Source organism: Bacillus sp. GZB (assembly GCF_001975995.1).
In the GTDB taxonomy this organism is placed as follows: domain Bacteria; phylum Bacillota; class Bacilli; order Bacillales; family Bacillaceae; genus Bacillus; species Bacillus velezensis.
This window is the reverse complement of the sequence record NZ_MTQG01000017.1, coordinates 426,769-441,299: the sequence shown is the minus strand read 5'-3', so window position 1 is coordinate 441,299 and position 14,531 is coordinate 426,769. Positions and strand designations below refer to the sequence as shown.

The window sequence follows — 14,531 nt, the reverse complement described above, 5'->3', positions numbered from 1 at the left end:
GCCAAGCTTTTTTTTGCGTTGTGTTAAAAAAACGGTGTAATGAAGATGCCGAGCACAAGGGAAACAATACCGATTCCCATCGCCCATCCGCCTAAAGCGCCTGCTCCTCTTCTTCTGGCGATATAGCCGACGATAATGCCGCATGCCCCTAATAAAACAGGGAGCACAAACAGGGAAATGATAGAAATAGCCAATGCTGCATACCCTATCCCCCGGCCTTCACTTACTCCGTCCCGGTTATCATCACGGTCTGCTGCCCGGTCAGAAGCACGATATGGCTCTGAAATTTCAGCCGCTGTTTCTTCTGAATAAACATCACGCGTGATATCGGTTCCTTCCGATCCATGATCCACATAGTAGTCGTTGCCTTTTCGATTTTCGTAATCGTATGCCACCTTCAATTCCCCCTTTTTCTTTTATGAAAGGAGCTTTTTTAGTTTCCGCGTTTTTTACGGATTCATGTTTGCTAAACTTTTCTGGTATTGTTAATTGTTTATGTTACACTTGAAGGGATGAATTTATAGGAGTGTGGACATGTTACGGTTAGGTATAGATATTGACGGCACAGTTACGGCACAGGATACATTTGTCCCTTATTTAAACCGCTCATTTCATCTTTCCATTACCTTGGATGATATGACTGATTATGATCTGACGAAGCTTTTGAACATTACAGACGAGGAATTTTGGGAATGGATGAACGTTCATGAAGCAGCCATATATAAAGAAGCGAAACTCGCGGAATTTGCCAAGCAGGCACTGGACGGACTGAAAGAAGAGCACCGTCTGATCTACATTACGGCAAGACGCGGCCACTTAGAAGATGTTACGCTGGACTGGTTTGCAAACCGGGACATTCATTACGATCACATTGAGCTTGTCGGAGGCCATCACAAAGTGGAAGCAGTCAAAAAACACGGCATTGATTTATTTTTCGAAGATCACCACGGCAATGCGACAATGATTGCAAAAGAAGCAGGCATTCCGGTTATCCTTTTTAACTCCCCATATAATCAGCTCCCCATCGATTCCAATATTATCAGGGTGCAGAATTGGCTTGAAGCCGTCGCCTGGATTAATAAAAACAAACATAGCTTTCAGCATGTTAAAAGCTGAAAAAAACCTCCTGTATAAGCAGGAGGTTTTTTATCGGCACGCCGGACAGGTGCCGTAAATTTCAAACTTATGGCCGCTGATTTCATACCCTTCCAAATCATCGTGCAGCTTATCCATCGGACAGGACTCAATTTCCTTCGTTTTCCCGCAGGTTAAACAGATAAAATGGTGATGATGATGGGTATAAGAGCATGTAAAACGGAACAGTTTTTCTCCGGAAAGCTCCGTCGTTTCCAAAATGCCGAGTTCTTCATATAACGAAAGATTTCTGTATATGGTATCAAAGCTCAGACCCGGATAGTCGTCATTTAATGCGGCAAGCACGTTTTTGGCGGTCAGATATTTATCAGAATCAGCAAAAAGCTGCAGCATGTCTTCTCGCTTACTCGTATATTTATACCCTTTTTCTTTCAGCAGGTTCAACGCTTCTTGTACGTTCATGAGGACCTCCCCTTTACAACACGGTATCGCTCCAAAAAGAAAATGGCAGCTGTCTGAACAGCAGGCCATTTTCTTATGATGTATCAAATTATACCTATAAAATGATGAAAAGTAAATGAAAGCCTAGTGAATCGCGGTTTTGAACTTACCGCCCCTCGTTTCATGGGTATTCATGATCGTAATAAAGGCGTTTTTATCAATTTCAAACACAATGGATTTCAATTTAGTCACTTCAAGCCTTGTCACGACCGCGTAAATGACTTCTTTGGTTTCATCCGTATATCCGCCTTTACCCTGAAGTTTGGTGGTTCCCCGTCCAAGCCGGTGCAATATAGCATCTGAGATCTCAGCATATTGCTCTGCAACAATAATGACCGCTTTTGTTTCATCAAGCCCCTGGATGACGGCGTCAATCGTTTTCATGGCAATATAATAAGTCATGAAAGAATACATTGCCTGCTCCGGACCGAACACAAAACCGGCCCAAATGAAAATAAACACATTGATGAGCATAACGAATTCCCCGACTGAAAAGGGCAGCTTTTTCGTGAGAAGGATACCGAGGATTTCAGTACCGTCCATCGAGCCTCCGTTTCGGATGACAAGGCCTACCCCGAAACCGAGCAAAAGCCCCCCGAATACCGTCGCCAAAATAGGCTGGGTCGTAATGGCCTCCACATGGTGCAATGAGGATTCAATCAGCGCTAAACCGACGATTCCGATAACAGTAGAGATGAGAAATGTTTTTCCGATATATTTATATCCGAAAATCATAAATGGAATGTTGAGTAACACAACGAATAAGGCAAAATTGAGGAGGGGATTGGACATAAAGAGGTGGTCTAAAATTAATGAAACACCGATAATGCCTCCGTCGATAAAATTATTAGGGACCAGAAACAATTCAATACTTACGGCGGCTGAACCCGCCCCGATCAGAATCATAATGACCCTGAAGATAAAGTGTAAAAATGATTCTCTTTTATGCTGTTTATTTGGGGTCATAAAATCTCCTTTCCTATAATAACTATTTTAAACAGTAAGCAACTTTATTTTACCATTAAAAGCTGTAACATTTTAATGATCTGCTCAATACATTATGTCTAAAGAGGTGAAAGTATCGATGATTTTAATACAAAGAATTATTTTGCAGCGGCTCAATCAAGTCACTGCGGACGATCTGCTGAAATATTCCAAGCAATACGGAATCAGCATTACGAGGAGTCAAGCGGCTGAGGTAGCGGCTCTGATGCACGGAAAAAACATCAATATTTTTGATGAACAGGAGCGGCTGCGCCTCCTGAAAAAAGTGGAAACGATAACCTCAAAAGAAACGGCGCGGAAAGTTGACGAACTTTTCAATCAATTCTCAGGGTAAGAAAGGAGGGACACCCGCCCCTCCTTTCTTTCTTATTGAGCTGATATTTTTTCAAGAAGCTCCTTATCAAACTGTTTTTCTTTCAGCATTTCGATTTCAAAACGGTACGGCGGCTTCTTATTTTTCTTGTCTTCGCCTACATACGGTGTTTCGAGGATTTTCGGAATATCGGCAAGCTGCTCGTGATGAACGATGTACTGCAGAGCGTCAAAACCGATCTCTCCGAACCCGATATTTTCATGGCGGTCTTTCCGGGCGCCTTTAATATTTTTACTGTCGTTAACATGAAGGACTTTTATCCGATCGATGCCGACGATTTTATCAAACTCGTTAAGAACACCGTCAAAATCATTAGCGACATCATACCCGGCGTCATGGGTGTGGCAAGTGTCAAAGCAGACGGATAGATGTTCATTATGCGTGACTCCCGCAATGATCTCGGCCAGCTCTTCAAAGCTTCTCCCGCATTCTGATCCTTTGCCCGCCATTGTCTCCAGCGCAATCTGCACGTTTTGCTCGGGAACAATCACTTCGTTTAGACCTTCAATGATTTTTTTGATGCCCGTTTCAGCTCCGGCTCCGACATGCGCTCCTGGATGAAGCACGATCTGTCTCGCGCCGATCGCTGCTGTTCTTTCAATTTCAGAACGCAGAAAATCAACGCCCAGCTCAAATGTTGCCGGATTTGTCGTATTTCCGATGTTAATGATGTACGGCGCATGCACGACAATCTCGTCGATACCGTTTTCCTTCATATGGGCGCGGCCCGCTTCGATATTCAAGTCTTCAATTTTTTTGCGGCGCGTGTTTTGGGGAGCGCCCGTATAGATCATAAATGTATTCGCCCCGTACGAAACAGCTTCCTTGCTTGCGGCAAGGAGCATATGTTTTCCGCTCATTGAGACGTGTGAGCCTATTTTCAGCAACCCGATTCCCCCTACTTTCCTCTGTTAGATTTGTTTCTTCTCTGCTTCTTTTTAATTTTTTCCATTTCGTAGCTCATTTTCTTTTTATAGCCCGGCTTTACTTTTTTCGGCTTTTTCACGAGGCGTTTCGCAATTTGGTCAGCCTCATTTGCCGTCTTTTTGCGATTTTTACGGCGGTGGCGGTCATCGCCTTTCTTCCATTCGCCGTTTACAAGCTCCGCATAGTCAAACACAATGCCCATCTTTTCGAGTCTTACGAGCGCATCTTCGTCAGAAAGCTCATAAATGGTCAGTGCTTGGCCTGATGAACCGGCGCGTGCAGTTCTCCCGACGCGGTGAACATAAAAATCCAGATCGTCCGGAAGCTCGTAGTTGATGACGTGGCTTACGCCTTTAATGTCAATTCCTCTAGCCGCAAGGTCTGTCGCAATGACATAAGTGAACTCCAGATCATTAATCTGCTTCATTACCTTTTTGCGCTCACGCGGCGTTAATCCCCCATGCAGAAGACCGACCCTCATTCCTTTTTCAGTCAGGTATTTCGCAATATGGTCAGCCGTGTTTTTCGTATTTGCAAACACAATGCCCAGATAAGGATTCAGATGAGACATCATATCAAAAAGCAGTTTGTCTTTATCACGCTGTTTAGAAGGAACCAACACATGTTCAATCTTTTCGGCTGTGATTCTTTTCGGCTCAACATGCGCATACTTCGGATTTTCCATATACTTTTTCAAAAACGGCTTCAGCTTTTCCGGAATCGTAGCTGAGAACACAAGCATCTGCAGTTCTTCCGGCATACGCGATCCGATATAATCAACGTCTTCTAAAAAGCCCATATCAAGCATCAGATCAGCTTCGTCAATGACGAGAGACTGCGCTTTATAGACGTTCAATGCCTGCGCCTTAATCAGATCCGCGATCCGGCCCGGCGTTCCGACGACGAGATGAGGCTGTGTTTTCAGCTTATCAATTGATTTTTGCTTGTCCGTCCCGCCGATGAAGCATTTTGTCCGGATCGGCTCATCTTCCGCACCCTGTGTGATTTTGAGCGCTTCCTGATGAATCTGATTGGCAAGCTCTCTCGTCGGCGCCGTGATAACGGCCTGTACCGTATCAGAACCCGGATCAATCCGATTCAAAATTGGCAATAAATAGGCGTGGGTTTTCCCCGTCCCCGTCTGGGACTGCCCGATCACGCTTTCGTTTTTCAGTACGGCAGGTATCAGACGCTTTTGAATATCTGTCGGTTCATAAAAACCAAGGCGGTGAACTGCATCTATAATAAACGGTTTTAAATTGTATCCATCAAATTTAGTTTCTTTCATTTTTCCCAGCTCCTTAAAGCGGCACATTCTGTGTCCATCATCACATTATAACCGATTTTACTTAAAAACACCATGTCTTGGGGGAATCCTGTTTTCGAGACAGAAAAGCAAATGCCCCCCCCGATGCATATTGTAATAGCAGAGAGACAGAAAGGAGGTACAAGTATGTTTCCACAGCAGCCGATGAGAAATATGGCGCAGCAGGGACGGCCGTTTATGAATCCACGTATGATGATGGGAGGAAGACCGTCATTGCCGGGACGGCAGCTGATGCAGCAGGGACGGCAGCTTTTCCCTCAGCAGCAGATGGCCGGAGCGGGCCTGAGAAACGCAGGCACGGGCGGCGGAGGGGGCTTAAAAGGGATGCTTTCCCGTTTTTTACCCGGTTCAGGAGGAGGAAGCGCTGCCGCGTCGGCACCGGCGGCGGCCAGCGGAGGAGCAGGTGCAGGACTGCAGGGAATACAGAACCTGGCAAGTCCGGCATCCCTGTCGAGCATGCTCGGCAACGTTCAGAAGGTGCTCGGCGTGGCGCAGCAGGTTACGCCGATGATCCAGCAGTACGGTCCTTTAGTACGGAGTCTGCCCGCCATGATGAAGCTTTACAGCCAATTAAGCAGCAGTGATGACGAGAATGAATCTGACGAGACGAAAGAAACAGACGAACAGGACAAAAAGGATGAAGCTGAAAAAACAGATGAAACAGAAGATGAAAACAAATCAGACGCCTCATCCAAAACATCAAAGAAGACGTCTGAAAAAGCATCCGCTTCAAAAGAAAAAGACGCCGCACAGGCAGACTCAGCGGAACAGCCGCGTCCAAAAAGAACATCGGGCAGATCAAAGCCGAAATTATATATTTAACATTCTTTGATATCTCACGAAAGATTAGCTATAATGAGATCAGAAGAATGCAAGATTTGAGCCGTTTAACTACGGCTTTTTATATTGCCTCTACACTCACTTTTGATAGGAGGACATCTACATTGGACGTTATCAAAATATCGCCGCGCGGCTACTGTTACGGCGTTGTTGATGCCATGGTCATAGCCAAAAACGCGTCACTCGATAAAACACTGCCAAGACCTATATATATACTCGGAATGATTGTTCATAATAAGCATGTCACAGATGCGTTTGAGGAAGACGGCATTTACACGCTTGACGGCACAAACCGTCTGGAGATTTTAAAGCAGGTGGAAAAAGGAACCGTTATTTTCACGGCTCACGGGGTATCTCCGGAAGTAAGAAAAGCCGCTGAGGAAAAAGGGCTTGTTACGATTGACGCCACATGCCCGGACGTCACGAAAACACATGACTTAATCCGAAAAGTAAAAGCTGAAGGCTATCACGTCATATACATCGGTAAAAAAGGCCACCCCGAGCCTGAAGGAGCCGTCGGCGTCGCTCCTGAAATCGTTCATCTCGTTGAAACAGAGGAAGACGTGAGAAACCTCGATATTCAGGCTGAGAAATTAATCGTTACAAACCAAACGACCATGTCCCAGTGGGACGTCCATGATATTATGGAATCAGTTCAAGAAAAGTACCCGCACGTGGAATATCATCAGGAAATCTGCCTGGCTACACAGGTTCGTCAAGAAGCTGTCTCAGAGCAGGCAAAGAAAGCGGACTTAACCATTGTTGTCGGCGATCCGAAAAGCAATAACTCCAACAGACTGGCGCAAGTGTCAGAAGAAATCGCCGGAACAAAAGCCTACCGAATCGGAGACATCAGTGAACTGAAGCTCGAATGGCTGAAAGACGTCAATACCATCGCCGTTACCGCAGGCGCATCAACACCGACACCGATTACAAAGGAAGTCATCCGCTTTTTAGAGCAGTTTGACCACAACGATGAATCGACATGGCAGCTTGAACACAGTGTGCCGCTTAAAAAAATCCTTCCGAAAGTAAAAATAAAAAACTGAGGCCCGAGGCCTCAGTTTTTTTATAAGAAGGTAAATGGGTTTGTATCTGTTTCGGAAGCGAAAATGCGCACATCATAGTTTTTCTCTCCGGCCATTGCCGTAAGCTTCTCAGCCGTGCCTTTTCTCATGATCTTTTCAGCATAATGCCCCGGGTCCACGACGTTTAATCCCATCATCATCGCATCATGCGCTACATGGAAATAAAGATCGCCCGTCACGTAAACATCTGCACCCTTCCGCTTTGCCTGATAAATATATTTATTTCCGTCACCGCCAAGAACCGCGACTTTTTTCACCTTGCTGTTTCGCTCTCCGACCATCCGGACTCCGTTAACGTCAAACTTTTCTTTCACAAACAGCGCAAACTCTTCAAGCGTCATATCTTGCTGAAGTTTTCCGATGCGGCCGAGCCCTTTTTCAAGCGGAGACTGCTCCACCGGATAAATATCATATGCCACCTCTTCATACGGATGGCTTTTTTTCAGCGCTTTTACGACGGTTCTCTCCATACTTGCCGGAAAAACGGTCTCAAGTCTCACTTCATGGACGAGCTCCAGTTCTCCCGTCTGTCCGATAAACGGTTCTGCCCCGTCCAGCGGCTTAAAGCTGCCGATTCCCTCAGAGGAGAACGCGCAATGGCTGTAATTGCCGATATGTCCCGCTCCGGCGTTGCCAAGTGCAGTTCTTACAGCTTCTTCATAGTCTTTCGGAACATATACGGCAAGCTTTTTCAGCGGGTCCGAATATGTCGGGACGAGCACCTCTGTGTCTGTCAGGCCGAGAGCTTCGGCAAGCAGATCGTTCACACCGCCGTCCGCCACATCAAGATTCGTATGAGCGGCATATACGGCAATATCATGCTTTATACATTTCTCAATCAGTCTTCCGCCAGGCTGATCAGTGGTGATCTGTTTAAGCGGCCGAAAAATCGGCGGATGGTGGGCGATAATTAAGTCAACTTTTTTCTCAATGGCTTCATCTACCGTTTGTTCCAGAACATCCAGTGTCATCATGACATTTTTCACCGGCTTATTCAATGTACCGATCTGCAGACCGATTTTATCTCCTTCCACCGCAAAAACCTTCGGTGAAAATTGTTCAAACAGCTGGATGATTTCCTGTCCGTTCACATGTTTAGGCATGTCCGATTACCTCCTTGAGTAGAGAAATCCGCTCTTTCAACTCAGCTAATTTTTCATGGTTTTCATGCTTTGCGCTGCGGCTGATCTGTTCATAAATTTGTTCAGTATGCTTAAGTTCCTGGCTCCATTTCCGAAGAAACACTTCATTCCTCTCTTTTAATAAAAACGGACCCGCAAGCATTCCGGCAGCCATCGGCACGTCCCGATACGGCGCATCACGGTCGCCAGTTTCCGCAACGAGGATTTCATAACACTTTCCGTCTTCTTCGAGAATCACTTCATCAAGCAGTTCATAGCCTTCCTGATACAGCCACTCTCTTATATGAACGGCATGAATATTCGGCTGCAGAATCAGCCGTTCACGCCCCGTCAATTTCGTTTTTCCGGACTCCAAAATATGAGCGATCAGCGCTCCGCCCATGCCAGCGATTGTAATGGCGCCGGCTTCTCCTTTTTCAAGGACGCTCAGCCCGTCACCTTTCCTTACGGAGATAAGAGTGCTTAAGTCCAGTTTTTCCACCTGCTGTTTGGCGGATAGATACGGCCCGTCTGTAATTTCACCGGCGATTGCCCGGCTTGCCAAATGATTCAAAACGGCATAGCAAGGAAGATACGCGTGGTCTGACCCGATATCAGCAACCAGGGCACCCGGAGGGATATATTCCGCCACAGACTGCAATCTTTTAGATAACTTCATTTCATTCACAATATCACAACTTTTCTCAGGTTCTTTTTCCTTTACTATCATATAAAAAAACCGCCCGGAATCCAAGCGGCGGATAGAGTTTTTCATATGTCTTTTATATAGGGACCGGTAAAGCTTTATTTAATGTCAGAAACCCATTTTGCCATGTCATCCAGCTTTTCGGCCGGCACAAGGCCCGCGGGCATCCCGTTGCCGCCTTTTTCAATTTTTGTTTTAATCTCAGCGACATCTTTTCTTTTGCCGACGCCTTTTAAGTTCGGCCCTGACACACCTTCATAGTTTTCCCCGTGACAGGTGATGCAGTTCGCTTTATAAATCTCTTCAGGTGAAGCGTTTGCAGTTTCCTTCTCGGCATTTTTGCTTTCATCGCCGCTTGCGATCTGATGCGCATCTCCATTGCCTTTTACAGCTAAAAAGAAAGTCAGCCCTATTCCCAGCACTGCAATGAGCAAAAAAGGAATCAGCGGATTCCACTTCATATCTCCATCCCCCTTTTTCATTCTCCCCCTATGTAAACACTTCTAATTCTAACTTATTTTTACAAAAAGTAAATGGTCTTGCTCAGCAATTTCATTGATTTCACAATTTATACAAAAAGCAAAATAACTGTTTTGTTTATCACAAAATTATCTTTATTCTATTGTATAATGAATTGTATACGCTTACAATAAAGAATATAAATAAACTTATCTCATTTTCCCCCTTTCAGGACATGCCGCATTTTTTCCGAACTCATTTGCAAAACATATGCTTATCCAGTAAAATAAAGGTATATTATCCATATATCTTATACATAAAAAAGAACGGATCAAAAAGACCCGTTCCATTCTATTCGAGAAAATCCTTCAGACGTTTGCTTCTGCTCGGATGTCTCAATTTGCGAAGCGCTTTTGCTTCAATTTGGCGAATACGCTCTCTCGTTACTCCAAACACTTTGCCGACTTCTTCCAAAGTTCTTGTGCGCCCGTCATCCAGACCGAAACGGAGACGCAGCACGTTTTCTTCACGATCTGTCAACGTATCCAGCACATCTTCCAGCTGTTCTTTTAAAAGCTCATATGCCGCATGATCCGACGGAGATGTCGCTTCCTGGTCTTCGATGAAGTCACCGAGATGTGAGTCGTCTTCTTCACCGATCGGCGTTTCTAAAGAAACAGGCTCTTGAGCAATTTTTAATATTTCACGGACTTTTTCAGGCGTAAGATCCATGTCTTCAGCAATCTCTTCCGGTGTCGGCTCTCTGCCAAGATCCTGAAGAAGCTGACGCTGCACCCGGATTAATTTGTTGATGGTTTCCACCATGTGAACCGGGATACGGATTGTTCTCGCCTGGTCAGCGATGGCGCGTGTAATCGCCTGTCTGATCCACCAAGTCGCATACGTACTGAATTTATATCCTTTACGGTAGTCAAACTTCTCGACTGCTTTCATGAGACCCATGTTTCCTTCTTGGATCAAGTCTAAGAAAAGCATGCCGCGGCCGACATACCGTTTAGCAATGCTGACAACTAAACGAAGGTTTGCTTCAGCCAGTCTGCGTTTAGATTCCTCGTCACCCTCTTCAATTTTTTGAGCGTAGGTGATTTCTTCTTTAGCAGAAAGAAGATTTACCCGTCCGATTTCCTTAAGGTACATGCGGACTGGATCATTGATCTTTACACCAGGCGGTACGCTGAGGTCATTAAGGTCAAATTCTTCTTCGGCTTTGGCAAGCTGTTGAATATTAGGATCTTCCGTTTCTTCATTTTCACTAATTAATTCAACACCTTGTTCTCCTAAAAATTCATAATACTCATCCATTTGGTCTGATTCAATTTCAAAGCTGGACATGCGTTCAGCAATTTCTTCATATGTTAAAACGCCACGTTTTTTTCCAGTTTCAGTAAGCTGCTCTTTTACCTGGTCTAATGTAAGTTCTGTTTCTGTTTCGTGGGTTTGTTTATCAGCCATTATGGATCCCTCCTTCCAAAGCTTGCAACGAATTCTAAAAGCGGTATGTTTCTTATCCGACCCGGAAGCCTTCTCTCTTTTTCAGCATGCAGGGCTGCGGATAATAAATGACAATTCATGATGAGGTTAAGCGATCTATTTGCTCCTCCGCAAGGAATCATTGCCAATCAGAACGCAAGCCTCTTTTTGGTGTTACTTTAATGATCGGTTCAATGCAACAATTTCTTGAGCCAGAGACGCAGCTTTCACGAAGTCTTTCTGCCTCTCCGCATCCGCTCTTTCTGCTTCTTTTTCCTTTATCATTGACCATTTTCGGTGATCCAACACTTTTTTTACGTAATCGGATAACTCGGCCTCTGAGAGCTCCTCGTTTACTTGGAGCATCCCTATATCTGAAAGCAGCTGGCTGATTTCCTCATCCTGCATTCTCGCCATAAGATGCTGCGGCGTCATGTCAGCGCCCTCTTCATAAACAGCGTACAGGTATGCTGCCAGCGCACGATGTCCGTCAATGTTAAATTCAAAGCCGACACGCTCAATCACTTTCTTTATGACGTTTCGGTCTCTCAGCATATGAGCGAGCAGAAGTCTTTCCGCGTTCTCATAGGCGGGACGGAGACGGCGCCGTTTCGCTTTTGTCGTCACCCTGGCCCGTCTTGTCTGCGGTTCGGCGTTTTTGTCGCCGGGGGCGTTTTGTCTGGCGTAGATGGAAAGCTGTTCCGTCAAAGATTCTACCGAAAGAGAAAATTCCGAGGCGAGCTGCTTCACATACATTTCCTGCTCAAGCGACCCGGAAAGAGCGCTGATTTCTTTCAGCACTTCTTTCATGTAAGCGAGCCGGTCTCCTTCGTCAGATAAGTTTTTCCCTTTGCGGAAATACTGCATTTTAAAAGCCATGACCGTAACGCTTGCATCAATGATATCGGTCCGGAATTTTTCTCCGCCCCGGGTTCTGATATAATCATCAGGATCAAGCCCGTCAGGCAGCATGCTTACTCTTACCTTACAATCGGCTTTCTGGAGCAGGCCGGCCGCTTTCAGCGTAGCTTCGTACCCGGCTTTATCCGAATCGTAGCAGAGAATGACCTCCTGAACATTTCTTCTGAGGATTTTCACATGTTCTTCGGTGAGCGACGTCCCCATTGTGGCGATACTTTCTTTTACGCCTGAGCTGACGGCGGATATGACGTCAGCGAATCCTTCAAACAGAACGGCTCTCTCCTCTTTCCTGATCGGCAGGCGCGCTTTATGAAAGTTATACAGCAGCTTAGATTTATGAAACAGCGGCGTTTCCGGGCTGTTCATATATTTCGGCTGCTGGCTTCCGAGCGCCCTTCCTGAAAAAGCCGCCACGGCTCCGTGGTGATCATGAATGGGAAACATAATTCTGTTTCTGAAACGGTCAAAATACCCGCTGCCGTCTTCCCTTCTGATCAGCAGACCCGCTTTTTCCATCAGTTCTTCCTCAAAACCGCGCTTTTTCAAGAATTTCGTCATGAAATCCCAGGAATCCAGCGCGTAGCCGATTTCAAACTCATCTATGAGCTCTTTCGTAAAACCCCTTGATAAAAGGTAATCTAACGCTTCCTGGCCTTCCTTTGTATTTATTAGCAAATGATGGTAAAATTTCTTCAGAAGCTCGTGGGCTTCCGCCATCTTCTGCTCTCCGGAAGATTCAGGCCTGGATGCAGAGTGAATCGTTATATCATCAGGGAAATCAATCTGATATTTATCCGCAAGGTGAGAAACAGCTTCCGTAAATGAATAGCCTTCCATCTGCCGTAAGAAAGAGAAAACGTTCCCGCCCGCACCGCATCCGAAGCAATGAAAGATCTGCTTATCGCTGGAGACGGAAAACGAGGGCGTGTTTTCCCCGTGAAACGGACAGAGCCCAAAGTAGTTGCGGCCTTGCTTTTTCAATTGGACATAATCACCTATGACTTCAACAATGTCTGCTGACTGCTGCACCTGATTAACTACTTCATCTGGTATGCGGTTTCCCATCTTATAACACTCCGTCGTACATTATTCGATGCTTTGATTTGAAATCCCTTCATCATTCGACAGGATTTTTTTAAGCAGGGTAACAAATCGATTCCGATCTTCTTTATTTAATTTTTTAGGTCCTTTGGAATGAATGCCGCTTCTTCTCATTTTGCCTGACATATGACGGCTCATCAGAGCGAAGTCAATCGTGTCTTCAGTATAAGAACGGCCCCTTTCCGATAAGACGGCAATATTTCTGTTCAGCAAAAGAGAGGCTAAACCGATATCCTGCGTGACTACGACGTCTCCCGATCTCACATGGTTTGCGATATATAAATCTGCCGCTTCTTTATGAGGATCAACGTATACCCAGTTCTCGTCTTTGCTTCTGGAAAGCTGGTAGTGTTCAAATGATGCGACGAAAATAACCCGAACGCTGTATTGCGATGCAATGAGCATTATTTCCTCTTTTACGGGGCATGCGTCTGCATCGACAAAAATCGTCTTTTCTTTTTCATTTAGAAGACTAATTCTCCATCCCTCCATCAATCTCCTGCATAAAAACAAGCGAAATCGCATATGCTCCATGACTGCGGATCTATTTTGAGCTTTGTCGAAAAATTTCCGGGAGTTATTCTTGACATCTTACCCATAATAGTTTATTCGTATCACACGAAGCTTAAACCTAAAAATAAACATTTTATCACAATTTTTTATTATAATACAAACTTCGCGAAGATGCCATCCTTTTTGTTTATTCCCTATTTGCATACCCAAAAACCCAGGATAAAGCGTCCTGAGTTATCGGCCCTTTGTTTTGAGATGATGAATGATGTTCGCTGTTTCCTCGACCGCTTTATTCGAAACGTCAACGACTTGGCAGCCGATCCGGTCCACGATTCTCTCAAAATACTCCAGCTCTTCTTTAATTCTGTTGATATTGGCGTAAATGGCTTTGTCATTTAAGCCGAGAGATTTTAACCGTTCTTTTCGTATATGGTTCAGTTTATCAGGGCTGATTTTTAAGCCGATGCATTTTTTCGGATCAACGCTGAACAGTTCTTCCGGCGGATCGACCTCAGGAACGATCGGCACATTGGCCACTTTCAGACGCTTATGGGCAAGATATTGTGATAATGGGGTTTTAGACGTTCTGGATACTCCGAGCAGGATGATATCAGCTTTTAAAATGCCTCTTGGATCCCTGCCATCGTCATATTTGACGGCAAACTCAATCGCCTCGACCTTTTTGAAATAATCTTCATCAAGCTGACGGACGCGGCCCGGTTCATATTTGGCGGTCAGACCGTAAGCCGATTCCATTTTATCGATGAGCGGACCGATAATATCGTAATACAGCACATTCGCTTTTTCCGCTTGTTCAACCAGGTATTTGCGCATTTCAGGAACAACGAGCGTAAAACAAATAATGCCGCCGTCCGCTTTGGCGAGAGACACGACTTCATTAATGGTGCCGATATCTTCCACATAAGGTATTCTTCTGATATGCGTATCATCGGCTGAGCCGTTAAACTGGCTGAGCGAGGCTTTTACAACGAGTTCGGCGGTTTCTCCGACTGAGTCTGATACTACATAAATGATGCGATTGTCCATGTTATCCCCCCGTTAG

Annotated in this window: 16 protein-coding genes; 4 read left to right on the top strand and 12 right to left on the bottom strand. The window is 45.2% G+C overall.

Annotated elements, in window-relative coordinates:
- Positions 1–23 precede the first annotated feature (23 nt).
- A complete protein-coding gene (locus BXO87_RS13250) occupies positions 24–401 on the bottom strand; it encodes a DUF308 domain-containing protein (RefSeq protein ID WP_087920773.1) in 378 nt (125 codons plus the stop codon).
- A gap of 133 nt (positions 402–534) precedes the next feature.
- Here BXO87_RS13250 and BXO87_RS13245 point away from each other — a divergent pair, with 133 nt between their 5' ends.
- Entirely contained in the window at positions 535–1,116 is a 582-nt protein-coding gene (locus BXO87_RS13245; protein ID WP_007408297.1) for a nucleotidase, read from the top strand.
- A gap of 30 nt (positions 1,117–1,146) precedes the next feature.
- On the opposite strand, the gene zur is transcribed toward BXO87_RS13245, so the two are convergent.
- The gene (gene zur, locus BXO87_RS13240) at positions 1,147–1,557 is read right to left on the bottom strand and encodes a zinc uptake transcriptional repressor Zur (protein ID WP_003153018.1); all 411 of its coding nucleotides are present in this window, start codon (positions 1,555–1,557) and stop codon (positions 1,147–1,149) included.
- Between the two features lie 123 nt (positions 1,558–1,680).
- Positions 1,681–2,562, bottom strand: a complete 882-nt coding sequence (locus BXO87_RS13235) for a YitT family protein (RefSeq protein ID WP_007408296.1) — start codon at positions 2,560–2,562, stop codon at positions 1,681–1,683.
- A gap of 118 nt (positions 2,563–2,680) precedes the next feature.
- On the opposite strand from BXO87_RS13235, the gene BXO87_RS13230 reads away from it, so the two are divergent.
- Positions 2,681–2,935, top strand: coding sequence for a DUF2624 domain-containing protein (locus BXO87_RS13230; RefSeq protein ID WP_003153013.1), 255 nt, complete (start codon positions 2,681–2,683; stop codon positions 2,933–2,935).
- Positions 2,936–2,967: 32 nt separating this feature from the next.
- On the opposite strand, the gene BXO87_RS13225 is transcribed toward BXO87_RS13230, so the two are convergent.
- Both BXO87_RS13225 and BXO87_RS13220 read right to left on the bottom strand, forming a co-directional pair.
- A complete protein-coding gene (locus BXO87_RS13225) occupies positions 2,968–3,861 on the bottom strand; it encodes a deoxyribonuclease IV (RefSeq protein WP_038459221.1) in 894 nt (297 codons plus the stop codon).
- 11 nt (positions 3,862–3,872) lie between these two features.
- Positions 3,873–5,189 (bottom strand): DEAD/DEAH box helicase, encoded by a 1,317-nt coding sequence (locus BXO87_RS13220; RefSeq protein WP_038459223.1) that lies wholly within the window; start codon positions 5,187–5,189, stop codon positions 3,873–3,875.
- A gap of 165 nt (positions 5,190–5,354) precedes the next feature.
- On the opposite strand from BXO87_RS13220, the gene vrrA reads away from it, so the two are divergent.
- Both vrrA and BXO87_RS13210 read left to right on the top strand, forming a co-directional pair.
- Positions 5,355–6,050 carry a VrrA/YqfQ family protein gene (gene vrrA / locus BXO87_RS13215; RefSeq protein ID WP_038459225.1) on the top strand — a complete coding sequence of 232 codons (696 nt, stop codon included), beginning with the start codon at positions 5,355–5,357 and terminating at the stop codon, positions 6,048–6,050.
- Between the two features lie 122 nt (positions 6,051–6,172).
- Positions 6,173–7,117 (top strand): 4-hydroxy-3-methylbut-2-enyl diphosphate reductase, encoded by a 945-nt coding sequence (locus tag BXO87_RS13210; RefSeq protein WP_038459227.1) that lies wholly within the window; start codon positions 6,173–6,175, stop codon positions 7,115–7,117.
- A 20-nt stretch (positions 7,118–7,137) separates the two neighbouring features.
- On the opposite strand, the gene BXO87_RS13205 is transcribed toward BXO87_RS13210, so the two are convergent.
- The 7 genes from BXO87_RS13205 to BXO87_RS13175 form a co-directional block, all read right to left on the bottom strand.
- On the bottom strand, positions 7,138–8,259 hold the full coding sequence (locus tag BXO87_RS13205; RefSeq protein ID WP_038459229.1) for a Nif3-like dinuclear metal center hexameric protein: 1,122 nt from the start codon (positions 8,257–8,259) through the stop codon (positions 7,138–7,140).
- The gene (locus BXO87_RS13200) at positions 8,252–8,956 is read right to left on the bottom strand and encodes a tRNA (adenine(22)-N(1))-methyltransferase (protein WP_038460841.1); all 705 of its coding nucleotides are present in this window, start codon (positions 8,954–8,956) and stop codon (positions 8,252–8,254) included. Before BXO87_RS13200 ends, BXO87_RS13205 begins: the two co-directional genes overlap by 8 nt.
- A gap of 125 nt (positions 8,957–9,081) precedes the next feature.
- The gene (gene cccA / locus BXO87_RS13195) at positions 9,082–9,444 is read right to left on the bottom strand and encodes a cytochrome c550 (RefSeq protein ID WP_038459232.1); all 363 of its coding nucleotides are present in this window, start codon (positions 9,442–9,444) and stop codon (positions 9,082–9,084) included.
- A gap of 349 nt (positions 9,445–9,793) precedes the next feature.
- Positions 9,794–10,915: an RNA polymerase sigma factor RpoD gene (gene rpoD, locus BXO87_RS13190; RefSeq protein WP_003152998.1), complete on the bottom strand. Its 1,122-nt coding sequence runs from the start codon at positions 10,913–10,915 to the stop codon at positions 9,794–9,796.
- Positions 10,916–11,107: 192 nt separating this feature from the next.
- On the bottom strand, positions 11,108–12,919 hold the full coding sequence (dnaG, locus tag BXO87_RS13185; RefSeq protein ID WP_007408290.1) for a DNA primase: 1,812 nt from the start codon (positions 12,917–12,919) through the stop codon (positions 11,108–11,110).
- 21 nt (positions 12,920–12,940) lie between these two features.
- The gene (locus BXO87_RS13180) at positions 12,941–13,447 is read right to left on the bottom strand and encodes a YaiI/YqxD family protein (RefSeq protein WP_007612647.1); all 507 of its coding nucleotides are present in this window, start codon (positions 13,445–13,447) and stop codon (positions 12,941–12,943) included.
- Between the two features lie 255 nt (positions 13,448–13,702).
- Positions 13,703–14,515: a pyruvate, water dikinase regulatory protein gene (locus BXO87_RS13175; protein ID WP_038459234.1), complete on the bottom strand. Its 813-nt coding sequence runs from the start codon at positions 14,513–14,515 to the stop codon at positions 13,703–13,705.
- Positions 14,516–14,531: the final 16 nt, after the last annotated feature.

Excerpts from the sequence above, each read along its gene's own strand:
- BXO87_RS13245 (WP_007408297.1), top strand. The coding sequence starts at position 535 with ATGTTACGGTTAGGTATAGATATTGACGGCACAGTTACGGCACAGGAT.
- zur (WP_003153018.1), bottom strand. The coding sequence starts at position 1,557 with ATGAACGTACAAGAAGCGTTGAACCTGCTGAAAGAAAAAGGGTATAAA.
- BXO87_RS13235 (WP_007408296.1), bottom strand. The coding sequence starts at position 2,562 with ATGACCCCAAATAAACAGCATAAAAGAGAATCATTTTTACACTTTATC.
- BXO87_RS13230 (WP_003153013.1), top strand. The coding sequence starts at position 2,681 with ATGATTTTAATACAAAGAATTATTTTGCAGCGGCTCAATCAAGTCACT.
- BXO87_RS13220 (WP_038459223.1), bottom strand. The coding sequence starts at position 5,189 with ATGAAAGAAACTAAATTTGATGGATACAATTTAAAACCGTTTATTATA.
- vrrA (WP_038459225.1), top strand. The coding sequence starts at position 5,355 with ATGTTTCCACAGCAGCCGATGAGAAATATGGCGCAGCAGGGACGGCCG.
- BXO87_RS13205 (WP_038459229.1), bottom strand. The coding sequence starts at position 8,259 with ATGCCTAAACATGTGAACGGACAGGAAATCATCCAGCTGTTTGAACAA.
- BXO87_RS13200 (WP_038460841.1), bottom strand. The coding sequence starts at position 8,956 with ATGAAGTTATCTAAAAGATTGCAGTCTGTGGCGGAATATATCCCTCCG.
- cccA (WP_038459232.1), bottom strand. The coding sequence starts at position 9,444 with ATGAAGTGGAATCCGCTGATTCCTTTTTTGCTCATTGCAGTGCTGGGA.
- rpoD (WP_003152998.1), bottom strand. The coding sequence starts at position 10,915 with ATGGCTGATAAACAAACCCACGAAACAGAAACAGAACTTACATTAGAC.
- dnaG (WP_007408290.1), bottom strand. The coding sequence starts at position 12,919 with ATGGGAAACCGCATACCAGATGAAGTAGTTAATCAGGTGCAGCAGTCA.
- BXO87_RS13180 (WP_007612647.1), bottom strand. The coding sequence starts at position 13,447 with ATGGAGGGATGGAGAATTAGTCTTCTAAATGAAAAAGAAAAGACGATT.
- BXO87_RS13175 (WP_038459234.1), bottom strand. The coding sequence starts at position 14,515 with ATGGACAATCGCATCATTTATGTAGTATCAGACTCAGTCGGAGAAACC.